This is a genomic window from Nocardia fodinahabitans (genome assembly GCF_052983615.1).
The window spans coordinates 4,593,558-4,615,047 of sequence record NZ_JBRJJC010000001.1 but is presented as its reverse complement, the minus strand read 5'-3'; the positions used below and the strand labels follow the sequence as shown (position 1 = coordinate 4,615,047).

General features: G+C 70.4%; 20 protein-coding genes and 1 pseudogene. 6 read left to right on the top strand and 15 right to left on the bottom strand.

Going from position 1 to position 21,490, the window contains the following annotated elements; all coding sequences use genetic code 11:
• Positions 1 to 67: 67 nt before the first annotated feature.
• A pseudogene (gene guaA, locus NV348_RS21395) lies at positions 68 to 1,642 on the bottom strand (glutamine-hydrolyzing GMP synthase).
• Positions 1,643 to 1,752: 110 nt separating this feature from the next.
• Here guaA and NV348_RS21390 point away from each other — a divergent pair.
• Positions 1,753 to 2,553: an alpha/beta fold hydrolase gene (locus NV348_RS21390; protein ID WP_447148482.1), complete on the top strand. Its 801-nt coding sequence runs from the start codon at positions 1,753 to 1,755 to the stop codon at positions 2,551 to 2,553.
• Here NV348_RS21390 and NV348_RS21385 read toward each other — a convergent pair.
• Together NV348_RS21385 and guaB are read right to left on the bottom strand one after the other, a co-directional pair.
• Positions 2,550 to 3,704, bottom strand: coding sequence for a GuaB3 family IMP dehydrogenase-related protein (locus NV348_RS21385; protein WP_447151112.1), 1,155 nt, complete (start codon positions 3,702 to 3,704; stop codon positions 2,550 to 2,552). The genes NV348_RS21390 and NV348_RS21385 overlap by 4 nt on opposite strands.
• A 311-nt stretch (positions 3,705 to 4,015) precedes the next feature.
• Positions 4,016 to 5,560, bottom strand: a complete 1,545-nt coding sequence (gene guaB, locus NV348_RS21380) for an IMP dehydrogenase (RefSeq protein ID WP_447148481.1) — start codon at positions 5,558 to 5,560, stop codon at positions 4,016 to 4,018.
• A gap of 216 nt (positions 5,561 to 5,776) precedes the next feature.
• Between guaB and NV348_RS21375 the strand changes: the two genes are divergently transcribed.
• A complete protein-coding gene (locus NV348_RS21375; RefSeq protein WP_011207424.1) occupies positions 5,777 to 6,190 on the top strand; it encodes a DUF5319 domain-containing protein in 414 nt (137 codons plus the stop codon).
• Positions 6,191 to 6,320: 130 nt separating this feature from the next.
• On the opposite strand, the gene NV348_RS21370 is transcribed toward NV348_RS21375, so the two are convergent.
• From NV348_RS21370 to NV348_RS21360, 3 genes are all read right to left on the bottom strand, one after another.
• On the bottom strand, positions 6,321 to 7,313 hold the full coding sequence (locus tag NV348_RS21370) for an anti-sigma-D factor RsdA (protein WP_447148480.1): 993 nt from the start codon (positions 7,311 to 7,313) through the stop codon (positions 6,321 to 6,323).
• Positions 7,314 to 7,422: 109 nt separating this feature from the next.
• Positions 7,423 to 8,001 carry a sigma-70 family RNA polymerase sigma factor gene (locus tag NV348_RS21365; RefSeq protein ID WP_447148479.1) on the bottom strand — a complete coding sequence of 193 codons (579 nt, stop codon included), beginning with the start codon at positions 7,999 to 8,001 and terminating at the stop codon, positions 7,423 to 7,425.
• Between the two features lie 157 nt (positions 8,002 to 8,158).
• Positions 8,159 to 8,992, bottom strand: a complete 834-nt coding sequence (locus NV348_RS21360) for a hypothetical protein (protein ID WP_447148478.1) — start codon at positions 8,990 to 8,992, stop codon at positions 8,159 to 8,161.
• Positions 8,993 to 9,615: 623 nt separating this feature from the next.
• Here NV348_RS21360 and NV348_RS21355 point away from each other — a divergent pair.
• The 3 genes from NV348_RS21355 to NV348_RS21345 all read left to right on the top strand — a co-directional run bounded on the left by NV348_RS21355 (position 9,616) and on the right by NV348_RS21345 (position 10,905).
• Positions 9,616 to 9,909 carry a WhiB family transcriptional regulator gene (locus NV348_RS21355; RefSeq protein WP_022567299.1) on the top strand — a complete coding sequence of 98 codons (294 nt, stop codon included), beginning with the start codon at positions 9,616 to 9,618 and terminating at the stop codon, positions 9,907 to 9,909.
• A gap of 125 nt (positions 9,910 to 10,034) precedes the next feature.
• Positions 10,035 to 10,652 carry a sigma-70 family RNA polymerase sigma factor gene (locus NV348_RS21350; protein ID WP_365055330.1) on the top strand — a complete coding sequence of 206 codons (618 nt, stop codon included), beginning with the start codon at positions 10,035 to 10,037 and terminating at the stop codon, positions 10,650 to 10,652.
• A gap of 1 nt (position 10,653) precedes the next feature.
• On the top strand, positions 10,654 to 10,905 hold the full coding sequence (locus NV348_RS21345; protein ID WP_447148477.1) for an RskA family anti-sigma factor: 252 nt from the start codon (positions 10,654 to 10,656) through the stop codon (positions 10,903 to 10,905).
• A gap of 60 nt (positions 10,906 to 10,965) precedes the next feature.
• Here NV348_RS21345 and groL read toward each other — a convergent pair whose 3' ends face one another.
• Positions 10,966 to 12,576, bottom strand: coding sequence for a chaperonin GroEL (gene groL / locus NV348_RS21340; protein ID WP_447148476.1), 1,611 nt, complete (start codon positions 12,574 to 12,576; stop codon positions 10,966 to 10,968).
• Positions 12,577 to 12,752: 176 nt separating this feature from the next.
• Positions 12,753 to 13,052, bottom strand: coding sequence for a co-chaperone GroES (gene groES, locus NV348_RS21335; protein ID WP_019045169.1), 300 nt, complete (start codon positions 13,050 to 13,052; stop codon positions 12,753 to 12,755).
• Between the two features lie 363 nt (positions 13,053 to 13,415).
• Between groES and NV348_RS21330 the strand changes: the two genes are divergently transcribed.
• Positions 13,416 to 14,915 (top strand): DUF7159 family protein, encoded by a 1,500-nt coding sequence (locus NV348_RS21330; RefSeq protein WP_447148475.1) that lies wholly within the window; start codon positions 13,416 to 13,418, stop codon positions 14,913 to 14,915.
• On the opposite strand, the gene tsaD is transcribed toward NV348_RS21330, so the two are convergent.
• The 7 genes from tsaD to NV348_RS21295 all read right to left on the bottom strand — a co-directional run bounded on the left by tsaD (position 14,912) and on the right by NV348_RS21295 (position 21,461).
• On the bottom strand, positions 14,912 to 15,958 hold the full coding sequence (gene tsaD, locus NV348_RS21325; protein WP_447148474.1) for a tRNA (adenosine(37)-N6)-threonylcarbamoyltransferase complex transferase subunit TsaD: 1,047 nt from the start codon (positions 15,956 to 15,958) through the stop codon (positions 14,912 to 14,914). The genes NV348_RS21330 and tsaD overlap by 4 nt on opposite strands.
• Positions 15,955 to 16,449, bottom strand: a complete 495-nt coding sequence (gene rimI / locus NV348_RS21320) for a ribosomal protein S18-alanine N-acetyltransferase (protein ID WP_447151111.1) — start codon at positions 16,447 to 16,449, stop codon at positions 15,955 to 15,957. Before rimI ends, tsaD begins: the two co-directional genes overlap by 4 nt.
• A 29-nt stretch (positions 16,450 to 16,478) precedes the next feature.
• On the bottom strand, positions 16,479 to 17,171 hold the full coding sequence (gene tsaB, locus NV348_RS21315) for a tRNA (adenosine(37)-N6)-threonylcarbamoyltransferase complex dimerization subunit type 1 TsaB (RefSeq protein WP_447148473.1): 693 nt from the start codon (positions 17,169 to 17,171) through the stop codon (positions 16,479 to 16,481).
• Between the two features lie 65 nt (positions 17,172 to 17,236).
• Positions 17,237 to 17,692, bottom strand: coding sequence for a tRNA (adenosine(37)-N6)-threonylcarbamoyltransferase complex ATPase subunit type 1 TsaE (tsaE, locus tag NV348_RS21310; protein WP_447148472.1), 456 nt, complete (start codon positions 17,690 to 17,692; stop codon positions 17,237 to 17,239).
• Positions 17,685 to 18,761, bottom strand: coding sequence for an alpha/beta fold hydrolase (locus NV348_RS21305; RefSeq protein ID WP_447148471.1), 1,077 nt, complete (start codon positions 18,759 to 18,761; stop codon positions 17,685 to 17,687). Before NV348_RS21305 ends, tsaE begins: the two co-directional genes overlap by 8 nt.
• On the bottom strand, positions 18,758 to 19,918 hold the full coding sequence (gene alr / locus NV348_RS21300) for an alanine racemase (protein WP_447148470.1): 1,161 nt from the start codon (positions 19,916 to 19,918) through the stop codon (positions 18,758 to 18,760). Before alr ends, NV348_RS21305 begins: the two co-directional genes overlap by 4 nt.
• A gap of 103 nt (positions 19,919 to 20,021) precedes the next feature.
• Positions 20,022 to 21,461, bottom strand: a complete 1,440-nt coding sequence (locus NV348_RS21295) for an NAD(P)H-hydrate dehydratase (protein ID WP_447148469.1) — start codon at positions 21,459 to 21,461, stop codon at positions 20,022 to 20,024.
• Positions 21,462 to 21,490: the final 29 nt, after the last annotated feature.

Below are 21,490 nucleotides of genomic sequence, written 5' to 3'. Positions count from 1 at the left end.
AGTATCGCCCCTCGGCGGCGAGGTCACGAGGCCGAAAACCCGCGGCACCAGCCGCCAAAAATACAGCTCACTCCCATTCGATGGTGCCCGGCGGCTTGCTCGTCACATCGAGCACCACGCGGTTGACGTCCTTCACCTCGTTGGTGATGCGAGTGGAGATGCGCTCCAGCACGTCGTAGGGCAGCCGGGTCCAGTCCGCGGTCATCGCGTCCTCGCTCGACACCGGGCGCAGCACGATCGGGTGACCGTAGGTGCGGCCGTCGCCCTGCACGCCGACCGAGCGCACGTCGGCCAGCAGCACGACCGGGCACTGCCAGATCTGCTTGTCCAGGCCGGGCGGCGGTGAGCTCTTCGCGGGCGATGGCGTCGGCCTGGCGGAGCAGGTCGAGCCGATCGGCGGTCACCTCGCCGACGATGCGGATGGCCAGGCCCGGACCCGGGAAGGGCTGGCGCGCAACGATTTCCTCGGGCAGGCCCAGCTCGCGGCCGACCGCGCGGACCTCGTCCTTGAACAGCAGGCGCAGCGGCTCGACCAGGTCGAACCGAGGTCGTCGGGCAGACCGCCGACATTGTGGTGGCTCTTGATGTTCGCGGTGCCGGTGCCGCCGCCGGATTCGACGACGTCCGGGTACAGGGTGCCCTGGACCAGGAACTCGACCTTCGGCGCGGTGCCCGCGGCGGCGCCCTCCTCGAGCACGATGCCCGCGACCGCGTCCTCGAAGGAGCGGATGAACTCGCGGCCGATGATCTTGCGCTTCTCCTCCGGATCGGAGACGCCCTTCAGCTCACCCAGGAACTTGTCGACCGCGTCGACGGTCACCAGCTTGGCGCCGGTCGCGGCGACGAAGTCCTGTTGCACCTGCTCGCGCTCGCCCGCCCGCAGCAGACCGTGGTCGACGAACACACAGGTGAGGCGGTCACCGATCGCGCGCTGCACCAGCGCGGCGGCGACGGCGGAGTCGACGCCACCGGACAGACCGCAGATGGCGTGGCCGTCACCGATCTGCGCGCGCACGTCCTCGATCAGCGCCTCGGCGATATTGGCCGGGGTCCACTGCGCGGGGATGCCCGCGAGCTCGTGCAGGAAGCGGCTCAGCACCTGCTGGCCGTGCGGCGAGTGCAGCACCTCGGGGTGGTACTGGACACCCGCCAGGCGGCGGGCGCGATCCTCGAACGCGGCGACGGGCGCGCCCGCGGTGGTGCCGGTGACCTCGAAGCCCGCGGGGGCGTCGGTCACGGCGTCACCGTGGCTCATCCACACCGGCTGGATGGTCGGCAGGCCGCCGTGCAGCACGCCGCCGTCGATGCTGAGCTCGGTGCGGCCGTATTCGCGGGTGCCGGTGTGGGCCACCGTGCCGCCGAGCGCCTGCGCCATCGCCTGGAAGCCGTAGCAGATGCCGAACACCGGCACGCCCAGGTCGAACAGCCGGGCGTCGAGCTGCGGGGCGCCCTCGGCGTACACGCTGGACGGACCGCCGGACAGGATGACGGCCAGCGGCTGCTTCTCGGCGATCTCCTCCACCGTCATGGTGTGTGGAATCACCTCGGAGAACACGCGCGACTCGCGCACCCGGCGAGCGATCAGCTGGGCGTACTGTGCGCCGAAGTCGACGACGAGGACCGGTCTCTGAGTTTCTGCCACCGGGACAGTTTAGTGACGGCGCACGACGGTCGAGCAGCGGGCATCGGTGCACGCACACGCGTTGGGGGAACATTGCGCAATACCCGGTCGACCTGGCTATCCTCGTCCACGTGCCATTCGCCCGCGCGATCGATGCCGACATCTACTACGAGGACAGCGGTGGCACGGGTCCGGTGGTGTTGCTCGCCCACGAATTCTTCATGGACCACACCATGTTCGCCTCGCAGCAGGCCGCGCTGGCACCCGAATTCCGGATCGTGGCCTGGGACGCGCGCGGGCACGGCCGCACCAAGGATCAGCGGTTGCCGTTCACGTACTGGACCGCCGCGCGCGACGCGCTGACCGTCCTCGACGACATCGGCGCCGAACGCGCTGTGGTCGGCGGCACCGCGCAGGGGGGCTTCACCGCATTGCGGACCGCGCTGGTCGCGCCGGAGCGGGTCGCCGCGCTCATCCTCATCAGCACCGAGGCGCATGGGCCGACCAGGGAGCAGTCCACCGCGACCCAGCGCTTCCTCGACGAATGGCACGACAAGGGCTCACGCGCGGAAGCCGCGAACCGCCTGGCCGACTGGCTGATCGGCGACGACGACCGGCACCGCGACATCTGGACCAAGCGCTGGGTCTGCGACGCGCACAACGGCCTCGACGCCGCCGTGGGCTGCCTGCTCGGGCGCGACTCGGTGCTGGACCGGCTGCGCGAGATCACCTGCCCCGCGCTGATCATCCACGCCACCCACAGCGGCATCGCGGGCCAACGGGCCCGCACGCTGGCCGACGGGCTCACCGCCTCCACCTTCCTGGAGATCGATGGCGCCCGTCTGGCCGTCACGATGACCCACCCGGAACCGGTCAACGCGGCGATCGCGCGGTTCCTGCGGGAGCGGGTCCCCCTGACTCACGCGCGTTAGCGGACGCTGAGCCCGACCTTCTGGAATTCCTTGAGGTCGGAGTAGCCGGCCTTGGCCATCGAGCGGCGCAGGCCGCCGACCAGGTTCAGCGAGCCGAACGGGTCGTCGGAGGGGCCGTAGAGCACGCGCTCGAGGTTCGGGCGGGTGACGGTGCCGTCGGCGCCGTCGAGCCAGGACTCGTCGACCGGCAGGAACGAGCCGCGCGGCACCGAGGGGTGCGCGGTCGCCGAGGGCCAGTACCAGCCGCGACCGGGCGCCTCGGCCGAAACCGACAGCGGCACACCGAGCATCACGGCGTCGGCGCCGCAGGCGATGGCCTTGGCGAGCTGGCCGGAGGTGGCGACGTCACCGTCGGCGATGACGTGCACGTAGCGGCCGCCGGTCTCGTCGAGGTAGTCGCGGCGGGCCGCGGCGGCGTCGGCGATCGCGGTCGCCATCGGCACGCCGATGCCGAGCACCTCGCCGGTGGTGGTGGCACCCGGGTAGGAGCCGTAGCCGACGATGACGCCCGCGGCGCCGGTGCGCATCAGGTGCAGCGCGGTGCGGTGATCGCTCACGCCACCGGCGACGACCGGCACGTCCAGCTCGGCGATGAAGGTCTTCAGGTTCAGCGGCTCACCGTCGCCCACGTGCTCGGCGGAGATGATGGTGCCCTGCACCACCAGCAGGTCGACACCGGCCTGCACCAGCGCCGGGGTCAGCGCCCGCGCGTTCTGCGGGCTGACCCGCACCGCGGTGGTCACGCCCGCCGCGCGCACCTGCGCGACCGCGGCCGCGAGCAGGTCGGGCTGCATGGGCGCCGCGTGTAATTCCTGCAGCAGGGAGATCGCGCGTTCGTAACCCCCCTTGTCGACGAGATCGATCAGCTGATCGACCTTGCCCTGGACGTCGGCGTGCCGCGCCCACAGGCCCTCGCCGTTGATCACGCCGAGGCCGCCGAGACGACCCAGCTCGATCGCGAACTCCGGGGAGACCAGCGCGTCGGTGGGGTGCGAGAGCACCGGGATCTCGAAACGGTAGGCGTCGAGCTGCCAGGCCAGCGAGACCAGCTTGGACGACCGCGTCCGCCGCGAGGGGACGATATCGACGTCGTCGAGCTCGTAGGTCCGCCGAGCGACCCGCCCCATGCCGATTTCCACCATGTCACGCACAGTCACGCTCTTCTTTCTGCGCGCTGGTGCGCGCGTGTTCGCGGCCCCGAAGGGCCGCCGGTCAGGCACCGGTGCTTGCTCCTACGTCGCCTACGCACCGGCGCCTGACCGGCGGCCCGGCCGCGAACGGCCACTGCGTGGCCGCCGCTCCTCGAGGTCGCGGGTGCGGGGAACGTTGGCGTCGAAGGTGACATGTTCGATGTCAGCCTTCGCTGTCGGTCGGTAGACCGCAAGCCCCTGCAGGGTGCGAGTCGGCCACGTGGCTGTGCGCCGGAGGTCGGCCCTCCGGCGCACAAACGCGTCTAGTGTACTCAGCCGCGCCCGGTGTAGTTCGGGGCCTCGACCGTCATGGTGATGTCGTGCGGGTGGCTCTCCTTGAGTCCCGCCGCGGTGATCTGCACGAACTGAGCGCCCTGCAGGTGCTCGATGTGCTGCGAACCCGTGTAGCCCATGGCCGCGCGCAGGCCGCCGACGAGCTGGTGGATCACCTGGTTGACCGGGCCACGGAACGGCACGCGTCCCTCGATGCCCTCGGGGACCAGCTTGTCCTCGGCGAGCACGTCGTCCTGGAAGTAGCGGTCCTTGGAGTACGACTTGGCCTGGCCGCGGCCCTGCATGGCCCCGAGGGAACCCATGCCGCGGTAAGCCTTGAACTGCTTGCCGTTGACCAGCACCAGATCGCCGGGCGACTCGGCGGTGCCCGCGAGCAGCGAGCCGAGCATCACGGTCGACGCGCCGGCGGCGATGGCCTTGGCGACGTCACCGGAGTACTGCACGCCACCGTCGGCGATGACCGGCACACCGGCGGGCTTGCACGCGGCGACGGCCTCGAGGATCGCGGTGATCTGCGGCGCGCCGACACCGGCGACCACGCGGGTGGTGCAGATGGAGCCGGGACCGACACCCACCTTGACGGCGTCAACGCCCGCCTCGACGAGTGCCGCGGCGCCCGCCCGGGTCGCGACGTTGCCGCCGACGATCTGGATGCGGTCGCCCACCTCGGCCTTGACCTTGGCGACCATCTGGAGCACCTGCGACTGGTGGCCGTGCGCGGTGTCGACGATCAGCACGTCGACCCCGGCGTCGGCCAGCGTCATCGCGCGCGACCAGGAATCCTGGCCGACACCGATCGCCGCGCCGACCAGCAGGCGGCCGTCGCGGTCCTTGGTGGCGTTGGGGTACTGATCGGTCTTGACGAAGTCCTTGACCGTGATCAGGCCACGCAGCCGGCCGTTACCGTCGACGATCGGCAGCTTCTCGATCTTGTGGCGGCGCAGCAGACCCAGCGCGGCCTCGGCGGTGACGCCCTCCTGGGCGGTGATCAGCGGCGCCTTGGTCATCACCTCGTCGACGCGGCGGTCCTGGTCGACCTCGAAGCGCATGTCACGGTTGGTGATGATGCCCACCAGCGCGCCGGTCTCGTCCACCACGGGCAGGCCCGAGATGCGGAAGCGGGCGCACATGGCGTCGACCTCGGCGAGGGTGTCGGTGGGACGACAGGTGACCGGGTCGGTCACCATGCCCGCCTCGGAGCGCTTCACCGTCTCCACCTGGGCGGCCTGATCGGCGGCCGACAGGTTGCGGTGCAGCACGCCCATACCGCCGGCACGCGCCATCGCGATGGCCATGCGGGCCTCGGTGACGGTGTCCATGGCCGAACTCACCAGCGGGGTGCGCAGGGTGATCTCCCTGGTGAGCCTGCTGGAGGTCTCGACGGAACTGGGGATGAGATCCGAGGCGGCAGGCAGCAACAGCACGTCGTCGAACGTGAGGCCGAGCATGGCGATCTTGGTCGGATCGTCGCCACCCGTAGGAGGGCGCACCGCGATTCGTTCGCCCGACACGGGATTACTCATTCGGATCGACCCCTCCTGGTCGTCGGCAGCGACCGACGCCGACGATGCAGCGCGGCGGTGCTGAGCGGAAATGATTGATGGTCGGTGAGAACAAGCTCGCCGACGCCTGCATTCCATGGTATCCGGCGGGCGAACACGCCTGTGAAGTGAGCCCCGCGGCAAACTTGCCCGGTGCATCGCTGGCGCAGACCACCAAGTACTGCGTACCGTGGGGATGTGCGTGACCATCTACCACCTGGCCTGCCGCCGGATCCCTTCGCCGGAGACCCCTCCGACCCGTCTGCCGCGCTCGATGCCATCGAGCCCGGTGAGCCGCTGGATCCTCATGAGCGCCTCGCGGTCGAGGAAGATCTCGCGGACCTCGCCGTCTACGAAGCCCTGCTGGCCCATCGCGGCATCCGCGGGCTCGTCGTCAGCTGCGAGGATTGTCGGCAAGATCACTACCACGACTGGGACATGCTGCGGGCGAACCTGCTGCAGCTACTCGTCGACGGCACCGTCCGTCCGCACGAGCCCGCCTACGACCCGACGCCCGAGGCGTACGTCACCTGGGACTACTGCCGCGGCTACGCGGATGCCTCGATGAACGAGGCGTTCCACGGCGACGGATTCGACGGCTTCGACAGCTGAGCCGCCCGCCAGGCGCCGCTCCCCCGCTCCGGTCACGCGTGCACGGGGGACGACGCCGCACGGCATCGACAGACAACGACGAAGGCCCCGAACCTGTGAGGTTCGGGGCCTTCGTCGTGGAACGAGGCGATCAGGGTGACGGCACCGCGGGCGGCGCGGGCAGAATCGTCATCGCCGGCGGCGTCTGCAGAGTCGGCGGCACCGTGGGTGGCAACGGAGCCGACGTCGGGACCACCGTCGGCACGGTGACCGGCGGTGGTACGGCGATGGTCGTCTGCGGGGTGGTCGGGTCGACCGTCACCGGGGGCGGGGTGGTCGGCACGGTGGTCACCGGCGGCACCGTGGGTTCGGTGGTCTCCGGCGGGACGAGCGGCTTGGTCTCCGAACCGGGACCCGGCGACTGCATGATCACCGGCGGCTCGGACGACGGATCGGTGGTGCCTGTGCCGGGCCCGGTCGGCACCACCGGAGCGGTGCTGCCCGGGTTGGTCGTCGGCGACGGCGAGGTCGGCTTGGTCTGGCTGGGTGCGGACGGCGTCGGCGGCGCCAGCTGGGCGGCGATCTCCGGCGCGCGCTTGGCCAGCTCGTCCCGCAGCAGGTTCCAGCGGGCGACCAGGTCTTCCCGCTTGCCCTGGTCGTTGACCTGGCTCGCGGTGGCGGAAGCCTGTTCCAGCCGGGCCCGCGCCTGCTCCGGATTACCGGCGTCGAGCAGGTTCTGCGCGGCGACCAGATCGTCGTCGGCACGTGCCACGACGGTCGACTGCGCCTGTTCGCTGAACACGACCTCCTTGACGCGCCACAGCGGATCGCCGGGTGCCGCGCTGTAGGAGAACGCTGTGACTCCGCCGAAGACCACGGCCAGTGCCGCGGCCGCGCCGAGAAGGGGTCGTACCAGCCGCAGACGTCCGCGCGAGGAAGCTCCGACTCGAACCTGCCGCGCGCCGATCTCCTGATTGACCGCCGCGAACACGGTGTCCAGATCAGGACCCGCGGGCATCGGCTCGGCCAGCAGGTCAGCTCGCCAATCCGCGAGCAACGACGCCAGCTGGAACTCCTCGGGGCTGTCGGTACGCACCGGTCCGTCGCTCGCGATCGCGTCGATCAGCGCATCGTCGCTGCGCACCGCCGCAATGTCGACCGGACCGGAATCACCGGCATCCTCGGCGGCGTAGGGACCGCTGTCATGCGACCCACGCCAAACCTTCCGGTCGCCTCGACCGCGCTCGCCATCCCTAGCCATACATTTCACCTGCCCTCGCCACTTGTGACTTCAGTTTCGCGAGTGCCCTGTGCTGGGCTACTCGTATCGCCCCCGCCGTGCTGCCCACGGCGACTGCGGTTTCCTCTGCTGACAGACCCATCACCAAGCGCAGGATCAGGATTTCCCGATGTTTCTCGGGGAGCGTGGCCAGCAGAGTGTTCATCTGCCTGCTCGTCTCCGAGTCGAGAGCTCGCTGCTCCGGTCCATGGTCGGTGGATATGACATCTGGTACTTCGGCCATCGCCTCCGCCTTGTTACGGGCGGCGTTGCGATGGGCGTCGGCGACCTTGTGCGAAGCGATTCCGTAAACGAAGGCCATGAAGGGCCGACCCTGATCCTGATAGCGGGGCAGGGCGGTCATCACAGCCAAACAGACCTCTTGCGCAACATCATCCGCGGAGAGCTGCCCGCGCTCCGCGGCACCGATCCTGGCCCGGCAGTAGCGGACTACCAGCGGACGGATCAGTTCCAGTACCTGAGCTAAAGCAGACCTGTCGCCCTGCGCAGCCGCAGCGACGGCGAGGTCCAACTCTTCGCCCATATGCGTCATCGTCAGAGATTTTCCTGGCGTTACGAGTGGCGCGGTCCAATGTGACCGAGCTTCCACCGAAGGGGCGGAACGGAACTAACAATAGCGACCCGTTGATCACCCGCCAGCGGGCCTGGCCCCTTCTATGAGACCTCTCAGGAAGATCATCGGGACCGGGTCATGCGAACGGCAGGGTGAAATCCCCGCCCCACCCGCGGATTCGGGCCGCATGATCTGCGGCTTCGGTCGCGGCGGCCCGCGCTTCGGGCTCCTCGCACACCCCGGCGCGCAGCATCGCGGTGGCCCAGCGCAGGGGAAGCAGGCCGTATTCGGCGCAATCGGCGTCGACCGCGCCGGCGCGTTCCGCCGACCCGGCCGGGTCGCCCGCGGCGGCGGTCGCGGCGGCGACGAGCAGTGCCGATTTCACCCTATGCCGGACCGACGGCAGCGCGGCGGCGAGCGCCACCGCGGTCTCGGCGTCGCGCAGCGCCGGCCCGGCCTCGCCGCCGGCGAGCGCGGTCTCCGCGCGTACCCAGTGCCAGCGCACCGCGCAGCGGGCGGGCGCGTCGGCCAGCAGTGGTTCCACCCGGCCGAGCAGCCGGTGCGCCAGGGCGAGCCTGCCGGTACCGAGGGCGTCGGCGGCCAGGCCGGTGCAGGCGTCGGCCAGCGCCTCGGCGCGCGCGGTTCCGGTGGCGCCGAGCGCGAGCGTCGCCGCGCGACCGTCGAACGTCGCGGCGGCGGCGTGCCCGCCGAGCTGGCGCAGCAGCGAGCCGCGGGTGCTCTCGACGCGCGAGCGCAGCGCCGGGTCGATCCGCGCGCGGGTGAGCGTCAGCAGGTCCGCCCTGGCGGCGGCGTAGCGCCCCTGGGCACCGAGCGCGACCGCGCGATACCACCTGTCCAGTGGGGTGGCCGGGGTCGGCAACTCCGCAGCGGCCGTGCCGGGAGTGGGCCCGAAAGCAGTCGAAACGAGTATTTCGGAACCGATATCCGCGGGTGAAGCCGTTGTGTGCACGCCGAGACTGTAGCCGGTGCGGGTGCCGGGCCGTTCTCGTGATATGTCACGACGGCATCGGTACAGCTACCGATCAGCTTTTCCTCCGGCGGTCCATGTTGCCATCAGGTAAATCTCCGCCCGCCGCCACCACTACCGCAAAGTTTCGAATTCACATGCGTTTCGCGCAATTAACCTCGGCGCCCCGATTACGCCATCTGCGCCCCGTCCGCGGACGAGGGCCGTTGTGACCCGGAACACCCGCTCGACCGGCGGCTCAGCCGGCCGAAACCGGCCCTGCCTGGCGCGACCTGGGAAAACGCCGAAGACCTCGAGCACCGCGCGGGGACCCATCCATAGCCAACCGAACAGTATGGACGGAGCGAGCATGAAATGTAAACAGTGCGCAGGTTAAATTTCAGCGTTGCAGATTTGCGGAACCAATGCGTCGAACTATTGACGGAAATTCCCGCGTGCACCTAACGTAGCTCATCGCCGGGGTCGGCGCCGCGCGAAATTGCAGCGACCACCTACGGCACCGTCAGGCACCGTCGAGCCGGCCACCTCCGCGCGAGGTGGCGCGAAGACCTGCCGCACCACGTCGCTCGACAACGCTGACGAGCTCGCACCACAAGGAGTTCACCATGCCCATGCCCACTCACCTCCCCGGCCCGAACGCCGATGTCTGGGATTGGCAGATGCGCGGTTCGTGCCGCGGCCAGGACTCCGCCGTCTTCTTCCACCCCGACGGCGAACGTGGCCGCGCCCGCACCGCGCGCGAGATGCGTGCCAAGGAGATCTGCCGGGCCTGCCCCGTGCTGATGCAGTGCCGTACCCACGCGCTCAAGGTGAGCGAGCCCTACGGCATCTGGGGCGGAATGTCGGAGACCGAGCGCGAGATGCACGCGCGCCGCAACCGGCGCCGTATGGCCGTCTAGATACTTCGGCAGATCAACTCCCATCCGCCCGGCGTGGCGTGCCGAATCTCTAGCAAACAGCTGGCACCCCAACAAGGCACCCCCGGGCGGAGGGAGGTCATAGCCGCGGGCTACATTCGTGACCGATGACACAGAATGGGTTCCGAAGCGAAGCCTTCCCACCGAGCGTGGATTCTGCGGTTACCGCACGCGCGGCCGAAGGAGTCGAGCTAGCCGCACTGCTGGAACGATGCGGCCTGTCCGACCAGCAAGCCTTTGCCGAACTGTACGACCGGACGTCTGCGCGCGTCTTCGGCCTGATCCTGCGGGTCCTGCACGACCCGGGATACGCGGAGGAGACTACGCAAGAGGTCTATCTCCAGATTTGGCGCACCGCAACGAGTTTCGACCCCGCCAAGGGGTCGGCGGTGACCTGGCTGATGACGTTGGCGCACCGGCGGGCGGTCGACCGGGTTCGTGCCGAGCAAGCCCACACCCAGCGCGAAGTCGCTTACGGGATACGGGTTCTCGGCAACGAATTCGACGAGGTCACGGAGGAGGTGGAACGCAGACTCGAACAACAGGCCGTCCAGCGCGGGCTCTCGACATTGACCGAGACGCAGCGCGAGGCGATCTCGCTCGCCTACTACGGCGGGCGCACCTATGCGGAGGTAGCTCAGCATCTCGGCATCGGACTACCGACCGTCAAGTCCCGTATTCGGGACGGACTGACACGACTGAAGAAAAGTTTGGGGGTGCCGTGAGATGAACGAATCCCAGATCGATCTCGCGCACACCGTCGCGCTCGGATTGATCGACGACGAAGACCATCACGCGATCCAGACCATCATCGATACCGAAGACCCCGTCCTCTGTACCGAGTTCCTGCACGAGATCCGCGCTACCCGCACGGTCCTGGCCGAACTCGGTGCGAGTACCCCGACCCCACCTCCCCCCTCCCTGCGTGCGCGCCTGCTGGCCGCGCTCGACGCCGAAGAGCCCCCGGTAGCCAGCTAGCGCGAAACGAAAGGCCCCCGAACCGCAGTGCGGTCCAGGGGCCTTCGTCGTTACGGCACGTCAGTGCGCGTGACCGTGATGCCCGTGGTCGTCGGCCTCCTCGGCCGGCTTCTCCACGATGGCGCTCTCGGTGGTCAGGATCATCCGCGCGACCGAGGCGGCGTTCACCACGGCGGAGCGGGTCACCTTGACCGGGTCGACGACACCGTCGGTGAGCAGGTCACCGTAGGTCAGGGTGGCGGCGTTGAAGCCCTCCTTGCCGTCGGCGACCTTGCTGACGACGACAGCGCCGTCGACACCGGCGTTGGTGGCGATCCAGAACAGCGGTGCCTCGAGGCCCTTGCGGACGACCTCGACGCCGACGCGCTGGTCGCCGGTCAGCGAGTCGCGCAGCTCGAGCAGCGCGGTCGCGGCCTGCACGAGTGCGGTACCACCACCGGGGACGATGCCCTCCTCGACCGCGGCCTTGGCCGCTGCGACCGCGTCGTCGACGCGGTACTTGCGCTCCTTGAGCGCGGTCTCGGTGGCCGCGCCGACGCGGATCACCGCGACGCCGCCGGCCAGCTTCGCCAGCCGCTCTTCGAGCTTCTCGCGATCCCAGTCGGAATCGGTGGCCTCGATCTCGCGACGCAGCTGCGCGCTGCGGGCGGCGATGTCGGCTTCGGTGCCCGCGCCGTCGATCAGGACGGTCTCGTCCTTGGTGACGACGATGCGCCGCGCCTGACCGAGCTGCTCGATGGTGGCCTCGCGCAGGGTGACGCCGAGATCGGGGTTGATCACGGTGCCACCGGTGACGACGGCCAGGTCGTCGAGGAACGCCTTGCGGCGGTCACCGAAGAACGGCGCCTTGACCGCGACGGCCTTGAGAGTCTTACGGATCGAGTTGACCACCAGGGTGGACAGGGCCTCGCCCTCGATGTCCTCGGCGATGATCAGCACGGCCTTGCCGGACTCGGCGATCTTCTCGAGCAGCGGCAGCAGATCGGGCAGCGAGCTGATCTTGTCGCGGTGCAGCAGGACGTAGGTGTCCTCCAGCACGGCCTGCTGGGTCTCGGGGTCGGTCACGAAGTAGGGCGAGAGGTAGCCCTTGTCGAACGCCACACCCTCGGTGATCACGAGCTCGGTCTGGGTGGTCGAGGACTCCTCGACCGTCACCACGCCGTCCTTGCCGACGGTGGTGAGCGCCTTGCCGACCATCGCGCCGATCTCCTCGTCCCGCGAGGAGACGGTGGCGACCTGGGCGATGGCCTGCTCGCCGGAGACCGGGGTGGCCGCGGCCAGCAGCACCTCCGACACCTTGTCGGCGGCCAGCGCGATGCCCTGGCCGAGGGAGATCGGGTTGGCGCCGGCGGCGACGTTCTTCAGGCCCGCGCGCACGAAGGCCTGGGCCAGCACGGTCGCGGTGGTGGTGCCGTCGCCCGCGACGTCGTTGGTCTTGGTGGCGACGCTCTTGACGAGCTGGGCGCCGAGGTTCTCGAAGGGGTCCTCGAGATCGATGTCACGCGCGATGGTGACACCGTCGTTGGTCACGGTCGGGCCACCGAAGGCCTTCGCCAGCACGACGTGGCGGCCACGGGGACCGAGGGTCACCTTGACGGCGTCGGCGAGCTTGTCGACACCGCGTTCCAGAGCCCGACGAGCCTTCTCGTCGAACTCGATCTGCTTTGCCATGAAGTTCCAATCCTCTGGTCGAGACACTGATGAACCCAGCGCTGCCGCCGATCGCGATGCCACGGCGTGCTACGCAGAAGAGTTCCCTGCCGGCCGAGACGCCGAAGGCGCTGGGCCACGCAATCCGCCCCGGGTCGCTGGACGACGCCGGGGCGGAACGCGAATGCGGCGTTGGCCTACTTGGTGACGACGGCCAGGATGTCGCGCGCCGACAGGATGAGGTACTCCCCACCCTGGTACTTGATCTCGGTGCCGCCGTACTTGCTGTAGATGACGACGTCGCCTTCCTTGACGTCGACGGGGATGCGGTCACCCTTCTCGGTGATCCGACCCTCGCCGACGGCGATGACGGTGCCCTCCTGCGGCTTCTCCTTGGCCGTGTCCGGGATGACCAGGCCGGAGGCCGTCGTCGTCTCGGCCTCGTTGGCCTGGACGAGGATCTTGTCCTCGAGCGGCTTGATGTTCACGCTCGCCACGTTGAGCCCTCCACTTTCAGGGGAAATTCGGTCGTCCGGAACTGTTGTCCCGGACCGGGTTTCGGTCAGCATGCGACTCTGCGCGTCAGCCCCGTCGTCGCGGGTGCCGGGACCCGAAGCCCAGTAGTCGACTGGCACAAGTACAGCTACACAGTGCCGACTAGCACTCTATACGTGAGAGTGCCAGCGCTCAAGGGTGGGTTCTGCCAATGTCGCATTTTCGACACGCCCACACTGGCCAGTGATCTTCACATCGCCTGCCGCAATCTGTAACGTTCGCATAACAGGCTGTGAAAGGATATGTATAGCGTTCCATTCGAGATGGTCGGCATCACAGAACCATCCGCTCGAAGGGAGGTGAACATGCGAACATCCCTCGGCATCTCCGCAGGTAACGAGGTGGTGTGCTCAGCACTGGTCGCCACCGGTCCCGCCGGTGAGCAGAGCTTCGACTACCGCGTCGTCTCCGCCGACGCGGCCCATTCCGATCTCGGTGATCTCGTGTCGTCCTCGATCGAGCTGATGACCACCCAGCTACCCGTCACCCAGGGCGCCGCCATGGCGGGCGAACCGCTCGGGCGCTATTCCTCCGGCGCGCACCGCCGGGACGAGCCGGCCCGTTCGCGGCCACCGACCAGTGTCGCCGTCGCCTACCGGAACAGGGAGCAGGCCCAGGCCATTCGCGCCGCCACCACCCGGCACCGCGATCTGCGGCTGGTACCCGAGGGCACCGCCGCGATGACCTACCTGCGCGACACCGGCCTGCTCGACCGCTACGCCACCATCGCGGTAGTCGACCTCGGCGCCACCGGACTCACCGTCACCGTCGTCGACCACGCCGACGGCACGATCCTGCACACCGAGCGCACGCCCACGCTCAGCGGCAACGCCATCGACGAGCTGATCTACCACCATCTCGTCGATCTGCACTACGCCCGCCGGGGCACCAGGCCCAACCGCGGCACCCTGACCAACCGGGGCCGGGCGGCCAAGGAGCACCTGTCGATCGCGCCCGCGGTCACCATCGACCACGTCGCCGGGCAGCCGCTCAAGCTCACCCGCTCCGATTTCGAGGAGCTCATCGGCGGGCTGCTGCGCAATATCGCGCTGTTCACCGGTTCGGTCTTCACCCGCGCGCCGAAGTACCCCGAGGCGGTCGCGGTGATCGGCGGCTGCGCCAATATCCCCGCCGTCGTCGAGACGCTGCACGACAGGCTGGACGTGCCGGTGATCACCGTGCCCGATCCGGAAGCCGTGATCGCCAAGGGCGCCGCGCTGGTCGCCGACGCGGCGGCACCGTCGGCCTTACAGGTCGCCGCGCTGGGCGACGCCCCGAGCGGCACCTTCGCCAAGGTGGCCGGGACGCTGGCGGGCGCGGTCGTCGTGGTCGGCCTGGTGATCGGCTACGGCGTGCAGGCGGTCTCGCCCGACCCCGCCGAGGTCACCCCCGCGGGCACCAGCAGCACCGTGCGGCAGCCGCCGTTACCCGTGGTGCCGCAGCAGGCACCGACACCACAGAACCGCGAGAGCACCGACCGCACCGGCGTCACCAACGCGCCGCCCACCACCGAGGCCGCGACGACCCCGGCTCCGACCGCGCCGTCGACCACCCCGCCGTCGTCCCCGAGCCCGATCGCGCCGCCGTCGACGACGGCGCCCACCCTGCGCCCGGATCCGAATCTGCCGCAGATCCCCTACCCGGAGTCGCCGCTCGGCCCGCTCGACAGCGGGTCATCGGGTGGCCAGCAGCAGCGGCCGTCGACGCCGAACACCTCACCCTCGCAGCGGCCCGCCCAGGGCCTGCTCCCGGTGCCGCCCGCCGCGAGTATGCCGGAGACCGCGCCGCTCCAGCTGATCGACTAGCCGCGCAGGGCGCTCACCGATACCGGCAGACCCGGGTCCGTGGCGACCGTCAATTCCGCGGGCTGCGCGCCCGCCGCGATCACGTGCGCGCCGAGCGCCGCGATCATCACCCCGTTGTCGGTGCACAGCCTGGGCTTGGGCACCCGCAGGGTCAATCCCGCTGCCGCGCAACGTTCCTCGGCCAGCGAGCGGATCCGCGAATTCGCGGTGGCGCCGCCGCCGAGCACGATCGTGTCGACCCCGACATCGGTCGCTGCGCGCACGGCCTTCATCGTCAGCACGTCGGCGACCGCCTCCTGGAAGGACGCGGCGATATCGGGGATCGGCAGCTGGTCGGGGCCGATGCCCTGGCGCTGCGCGGCCTCGACATAGCGGGCGACCGCGGTCTTGAGGCCGGAGAAGGAGAAGTCGTAGCGGGCGTCGCGCGGGCCGGTCATCCCGCGCGGGAACGCGATCGCGCGCGGATCACCGTCCGTGGCCGCCGCATCGAGATAGGGGCCGCCCGGGTAGCCCAGGCCGAGCAGGCGGGCGACCTTGTCGAAGGCCTCGCCCGCGGCATCGTCGACCGTGCTGCCGAGTTCGGTGATCGGCGAGCCCAGATCGGTGACCTGCAGCAGATGCGTGTGCCCACCGGAGACGAGCAGCGCCACCGCGGGCGGCAGCGGACCGTGCTCGAGGGTGTCCACCGCGACGTGCCCACCGAGGTGGTTGAGCGCGTAGAACGGCACGTCCCAGGCGGCCGCGTAGGCCTTGGCCGCGGCGACCCCGACCAGCAGCGCACCGGCGAGGCCGGGCCCGATGGTGACAGCGAGCGCGTCGGGTTTGCTGATCCCGGCAGTGGCCAGCGCCCGGCGCATGGCGGGCACGATCGCCTCGAGATGCGCGCGCGAGGCGATCTCGGGGACCACGCCGCCGAAGCGCGCGTGCTGGTCGACGCTGGAGGCCACCTCGTCGGCGAGCAGCTCCAGCGAACCGTCGGGATGGCGCCGGACGATGCCGACTCCCGTTTCGTCGCACGAGCTTTCGATGCCCATGACGATCACGACAGCACCTCGTCCTGCCTGCCGCGCGCGGCCCATTCGTCGGCCGCCACGGTGAGTTCGGGCCGCCGCATGGTGTACGCGTCGGCACCGCTGGGGTGGTAGTAGTTCTTGCGCAGCCCGATGATGTGGAAACCGTGCTTGGCGTAGAGCGCGATCGCGGGCGCGTTGTCGGTGCGGACCTCGAGGAACACCGGGCCGCCGCGTTCGGCGGCGGTGGCCAGCAGCGCCTCCAGCAGCAGTGTGCCGATGCCGCCACGGTGGCAGTCCGGATCGACGCCGATGGTGTGCACCTCGGCCTCGGGATGCGCGGCGTCGCCGAGCAGGGCGATGCCCGCGTAGCCGACCATCGCGCCCGTCGCGTCGCGGGCGGTGATGTAGCGGTTGTGCGCGCCGGCCAGCTCGGACCGGAACGACACCGCCTGCCAGGGGTCGTCCTCGGGGAACAGCAGGTGCTCGAGCTCGACGCAGCGGTCGATGTCGTGCACCGTCATCGGTGCGATCCGGTAGTCGGACACGGCGCTCACGCCCCGGTCCGGTCGAGGGTGCGGAAGCTGTTCTCGACGGCGTCGGGCCTGCGCAGGTACAGCGGGACCAGCGCCTCGGGCGTGGTACCGGCCAGCAGCTCGGCTGCGGCGACGGTCACCAGCCCGGCGGGCGACGGGGTCTCGCTGGGCAGCACCGGCAGATCGAAGTAGTCGACGTGGGCGGCCGAGCCCGCGATCGCGACGGCGTCACCGAGCGGCACCTCGCCGGGCTTGCACACCTCGGGTCCGGCGGTGCGCGCCCCGTTCAGGTAGCGGGCCCAGTACACCTCGCGCCTGCGCGCGTCGGTCACCACCAGCAGTTCGCCGATCTCGCGCTGCTCGCCCGCGGCCTCGGCGGCGATGGCGTCGAGACTGCACACCCCGTGCACGGGCAGCCCGAGCGCGTCACCGAAGGCGGCGGCGGTGGCCATCCCGACTCGCAGGCCGGTGAACGGGCCGGGCCCGATCCCGACGACGAGCGCGTCGAGCTCGTCGCGCCGCACCCCGGCCTCGGTGAGGCATTCCAGGATCTGCGGGGTGAGCACTTCGGCGTGGGCGCGCGCGTCGACCTTCACGCGGGCAGCGAGCGTCGCCACGGCGGGCCGGGTGTCCGCGTCGGCGGCAGGTGACAGATGCACCAATCCCGCTGTAACGGCGGGTGTCGCGGTGTCGACTGCTAGTACGAGCATGATTGCCTCAACAATACCGGGTGGTTTCCGCGCCCGGCGCGCACCGGTGCCCGCCGATCCACGGGTTATTCGATCCACTCCCAGATGACCGTGCGCACATCGGATTCCGGTTCCCGTGCGAGTTGCACCCGCAGATGCCGCTCGGTGAGGTGTTCCACGACACCCTTGCCCCATTCCACCACGACGACGGCGTGATGCAGGTCGGTGTCGAGGTCGAGCGCGTCGAGTTCGTCCAGATCGCCCGCGAGCCGATAGGCGTCCACGTGCACCAGCGCGACGCCGGGCGTGCCGTCGGGCCGCTGCCCCGCCTTGTGCGCCCGCGCGATGATGAAGGTCGGCGAGCTGACCCGGCCCGCGACACCGAGACCCGCCGCGATTCCCCTGGTCAGAGCCGTCTTTCCGGCGCCGAGCGGACCGTCGAGAACCACCAGGTCACCGGCGCGCAGGGTCGCGGCCAACTCCCGGCCGAACGCCTCGGTGTCCTCGACCGTGGCCAGCACGCGCTGCTGTGGGTCAGCCACCGACGGCCTCCCCGCCCCGCGCGTCGCCGAAGCCGGCGTTCACCAGCAGCCGGTCGAGCGCGTCCAGCGTCACCTCGGGGTACTGCAGGTGCGGCATGTGCGCGGCCTCACGCACCCGCACCAGCTCACTGCCGGGCAGCGCCTCGGCCAGCGCGCGGGAGTTGCGGAACGGGATCACCATGTCGTGCGCGCCGCCGAGGACGAGCACCGGGATCTCGGCCAGTACCGGCAGCGCCGCCGACTCGTCGTGCAGCTCAATCGCTTTCAGGAACTTCTCGATGGTCGCGACCGGGGTGCGGTCGATCATCATGGTGGTGAACCGCGACAGCGTCGGGCTCACCGGACCGTGGAACGAGCTGACGTGCAGGATCGGCGTCACCAACTGCTTGGCCGCGGTCCGGCTCACCTGGACGACGGCGGGCGCGGTCCGCACCGCCATCCGGAACCCGTCGATCGCCGGATGCCGCAGCAGCTGCGGCAACCCGGTCGAGGTCACCTCGGCGGCAGCGGTACAGAACAGGCCGACCGCGCGCACCCGCGCCGCGAAGAGTTCGGGGAACTGCGCCGCGGCCGCGAGCACGGCCATCCCGCCGAGCGAATGCCCGACCAGCACCACCGGACCGGTCGGCGCGCACTCGCGCAGCACGGCGGCGACATCGTGGGCGAGCTGCGCGACGGTGCAGCTCTCGGTGCTCGGCGTGCCGGAGCGGCCGTGCCCGCGCTGGTCGAAGAAGACCATCCGGACCCGCGGGCCCCATTCACGGGCGAGGTCGCGACGCTGGAAGTGGAAGGACTCCATGCTGTTGCAGAAGCCGTGCACGAAGACGACGGTCACCTCGGCGGACTCGTCACCGTAGGTGCGGGTGGCCAGCGACACACCGTCGTCGGCGATCACCATCCCCGGCTCGTCCTCGTCGATCAGGGCGAAGTTCTCGTCGCGGTACTCGTCGCGTTCGGCGGGCCACAGCACGCGCGCGCCGATCCGGCGCAGGGTATGCGCGACGGCGAGCGCGCCGAGCAGACTCGCGGTCGCCAGGCCGCCGCGCAGGATCACACTGCCCCGCGTCATCGGCCGGTCCCCACGTAGCGACGCACGGCCCGGCCGCGCGGCGAGCAGACCACCTCGTAGTCGATGGTGTCGAGCAGCCTGGCCCAGTCGAGCGCGTGCGGATGCCCGGCGCCGCCGCCGAACAGCACCGCTCGATCGCCCTCCCGCACGCCGCCCGGGTTGTCGCCGAGGTCGACCATGAACTGGTCCATGCACACGCGCCCGACATTACGGTGCCGGGCCCCGCCCAACCACACCTCGAAACGTCCACTCAGCGAACGGAATACGCCGTCGGCGTACCCGGCGGGCACCAGCGCGACCGTCGTGTCGCGCGGCGCGATCCAGCGATGCCCGTAGGACACGCCCTCCCCCGCGGCCACCCGTTTCACCAGGGCGACCTCGGCTTGCAGCGTCATCGCCGGCCGCAGCCCGAAGTCGCCGAGCTCCGGGATCGGGGACAGCCCGTACACGGCGATACCCGGGCGGACCACGTCGAAGTGCAGGTCGGGGCGGGTCAGCGTGGCCGCCGAATTCGCCAGGTGCACCTGCTCGGGTTCCAGGCCCTGTTCCTTGGCCTGCGCGATCGCCTCGACGAAGCGTTCCCGCTGCCGGTCGAGCATCGGATGATCCGGTTCGTCGGAGTGCGCGAGGTGGGAGAAGATCGCCCGGAACCGGACGACCTGCTCGTCGACGAGGGCGCGCAGGGCCCGCAGGACCTGCGGATACTCGGTGACCGACACACCGTTGCGGTTCAAGCCGGTGTCGACCTTGAGCGTCACGACGGCGGTCCGGCCGCTCGCGCGCGCGGCCCGCTCGACGGCCCGCAACTGCGTGAGCGAGGACACCCCGATCTCGACATCCGCCGCGATCGCCGCGCCGAAATCGGCGTCGACGGTGTTGAGCCAGCACAGGATCGGCGCGGTGATCCCGGCGGCGCGCAAGGCCAGCGCCTCGGCGACCGTCGTGACCCCCAGCTCGGTGGCCCCGGACGCCAGCGCCGTGCGCCCGACCTCGACCGCGCCGTGGTTGTAACCGTCGGCCTTGACCACCGCCATCACCCCGGCGCCCTGCGCGAACTCACGCAGCACACGCACGTTGTGGGCGATGGCATCCAGGTCGATGACAGTCTCCACTTGCGCATTCACGGCTTCGATCCTGCCAGGACCCGCCGGATTCACAGAACCTGCCCCCGCACGACCCGACCGGTCCCCGCGACAGCGGCGGCCGCGATCACGCGCGTGCCGTCATCATGACCCGGATGACCTCATCCGGGTCATGCCGTCATTCGCCGGCGAGTTCCCGCAGGACACGGATGGCCGGACGGATGTGCCGCAACAGCGGGGAGGCCGAGATCGGCGCGGCCGCCGGCTCACCGTCATAGGCGGCCAGGTTGGCGGCCAGGGCGTGCACGCGGGCGGCGGCCGCGGCCGCCCACGCGGGTGGGCGACCCGTCGCCAGCAGCGCGCCGAGCAGGCCGGACAGCACGTCACCCGATCCCGCCGTCGCGGCCCAGGACCCACCCGCGTCGCTGACCAGCGTCGTCTCTCCCGGCGCAGCGATGATCGTCGCGCGGCCCTTCAGCAGCACGGTCACCCGCCACTCGTCGGCGAGCGCGCGGACCGCCGCCACCCGATCCGGACCGGGATCGGCACCGGTGAGCCGGGCGAACTCACCCGCGTGCGGCGTCAGCACCGTCGGCGCGGTGCGGCCCCGGACCAGGTCGGGTTCGGCGGCGAGCAGGGTGAGCCCGTCCGCATCGACGAGCACCGGCAGATCGGTGGCCAGTACCTGCGCGAGCCGGTCCCTGGCCGCGACATCGGTCCCCGCACCGGGACCGAACACCCACGCCTGGACCCGCCCGGTTCCCGAGATCGTGTGGCTGGCGATGACTTCGGGGAAATTCTCCAGTACCTCCGTGTCGTCGCCGACGTACCGCACCAGACCCGAAGTCGCCGCCACCGCCGCGCCGGTACTCAGCACCCCGGCCCCCGGATACTTCGCGCTGCCCGCGCACACCCCGACCACGCCCTGGCTGTATTTGTCGTCCGTCGCGCCGGGGACCGGCCAGTCCGCCCCGATCGCCGCGGCCTCGACCTGGGCGAGGTCCGGTTCCGGCAGCCGTAAACCGATCGGCACCAGCACGATTCGTCCGCAATACGGGGCGGCCAGCGCGTGCACCGGTTTGTACGAGCCGAACGCCACCGTCACCTCGGCACGGACCGCGGGCCCGTCGACCGCACCGGTATCCACATCCACCCCACTGGGCAGATCGACCGCGATGATCGGAACATCCACAGCCGCAACCAGTTCCGCGGCCGCCGGGCGCAACGGTCCGCGGCCGGAGATCCCCACGATCCCGTCGATCACCAGATCCACCGCATCGAGCCGGTCGACCACCCGGCCGCCCGCCTTCCGCAGCGCGGCGAGTCCGTCCGGGTGCGCGCGTTCGGGACTCAGCAGCACCGCGCGCACCGCCACACCGCGGCGCGCCAGCATCGACCCGGCCCACAGCGCGTCGCCGCCGTTGTCGCCCGACCCGACCAGCAGTCCGACCGACCGGCCCGCGACACCGCCGGTCCAGGAACGCAACTCGTCGGCCACCACGTTGGCCAGCCCGTACGCGGCCCGGCGCATCGGCATGCCCGCAGGCACCCGGGTGAACAGCTCCGCCTCGGCCGCCCTGACCTGGTCGGCGGTGAAGTAGCCACGCCGATCCGACATCGTCGCCTCCCGGCCGCCCGCGCGGCCCA